This is a genomic window from Terrabacter sp. P5_B1 (genome assembly GCF_056400505.1).
This window is the reverse complement of record NZ_JBFULD010000528.1, coordinates 1-1,650: the sequence shown is the minus strand read 5'-3', so window position 1 is coordinate 1,650 and position 1,650 is coordinate 1. Positions and strand designations below refer to the sequence as shown.

Below are 1,650 nucleotides of genomic sequence, written 5' to 3'. Positions count from 1 at the left end.
GGCCAGCCCGGCGACGCCGGTCGCGTCCGCGGCGCCGCCGGCGGTCCTCACCGCCCGCCGCCTCGCCCAGATGGCCGAGCAACGCGAGACGCTGCTCAGCGTCTCCTCGGTGCTGCGCGACGGCGCCGAGTTCGAGCGCACCTACCGAGAGGTGCTCGACGAGCTCGCGAGCACCCGATGGCGCTACCAGCCCGGCTCGTGGGCCACGCTCTCCGCCTCGGTGGCCAGGGACATCCGGGCAGCGACCAGCGCGATCCGCGTCGTGCCGCGCACGAGCACGATCAACCTCCTCGCCGAGAATGGCACCCTGCGCATCACCGTCGAGAACGGCCTCGACTACACCGTCCAGGACATCCGCCTGCGGGTCGTTCCCGACAACCCGCGCATCCGGGTCGTGGAGCAGCCCGGCCCGGTGACCATCGGACCCCTGTCACGCACGAACGTCCCCGTGGAGGTCGTCGCCGTCGCCGCCGGACCCGCCCAGATCCGCGCCTACCTCACCACGGCGGACGGCACCCGGATCGGCTCGCCGGCCACCATCCCGATGGCGGCCAACCCGCTCGACGGCGCCATCTACTGGGTCGGCGGGATCCTCGTGGGCCTCGTCCTGCTGGCCGGTGTCGTTCGGGCCGTCCTCAAGGGCACCTCACGCGTCGACGAGATCGCCGACATCGAGGCACTCACCGCGGCACACGAGTCTATCGGCGGTGCGGACGCTCGGGATGACGACCGACCCGCCTAGGATGATGCCGAGCCACGCCTCCAGGTACGGCCGGACGAGCGGAGGGTGACGCAGGTGCAGGGAGTCGGACCGGGATCCGTCCTCGGTGGCCGCTATGCCGTGACGCTGCGCACCTCGGAGGGCGTGCACCACGAGCGCTGGCGCGCCCACGACCACACCCTCGAGCGTGAGGTCGTGCTCGTCTGCTTCTCCGCCACAGCCTCGATCGCAGCGGCGGCGCTGGACGCCGCCAGGCGTGCCGCCGGCATCGAGGACTCCCGCCTGGTGCGCGTGCTCGACGTGGGCACCGACCAGGGAGTCGGTTTCATCGTCGAGGAGCCGCTCACCGGGGCCGTTCCTCTCTCGCACCTGCTCCAGAGCGGCGGCCTCGCCGCCGACGAGGTGCGCCGCCTGACCGGAGAGGCCGCGACGGCCCTCGACAAGGCGAGCCACCGCGGTCTGCACCACCTCGCGCTGACGCCCAGCGCGCTCCTGCGCATGCCCGACGGCGCCGTGAAGGTACGGGGACTCGCCACCGAGGCCGCGCTGACCGACGCCGACCGGCTCTCCGACGAGCGCGCGTCCCGCGCCGACGCCGTCGGCCTCGTCAAGATCGCGTATGCCGGCCTCACCGGTCGTTGGCCCATGGTCGCCGTCGACGACGGGCTGATCCCCGCCGGCGCGTCGGTCGGTCTGGAAGCCGCACCGACCATCGTCGGCGGGGTGGCCGCACCCTCCGAGATCGCCGTGGGCGTGCCCAACGACCTCGACCTCATCTGCCGCATGACGCTCGGCAGCGGGCGCCGCGGCCCGATCTCTCCCGGTGACCTCGCGCTGCAGATCGCGCCGTGGCCCGCCGAGCAGGCGACGTCCGACGGTGGGACCGGCATGCGGCTGCGCGGCCGGGAGGACTCCGAGTCCCTCCACCC

2 protein-coding genes are annotated in these 1,650 nt (G+C 73.5%); both read left to right on the top strand.

The window, feature by feature from the left end; translation table 11 throughout:
- A partial coding sequence (locus AC1DP0_RS21665) for a DUF6049 family protein (protein WP_478088608.1) occupies positions 1-742 on the top strand: 742 nt, incomplete at its 5' end.
- A gap of 45 nt (positions 743-787) precedes the next feature.
- The coding region (locus AC1DP0_RS21660; protein ID WP_478088606.1) for a protein kinase family protein at positions 788-1,650 on the top strand (863 nt) is incomplete at its 3' end.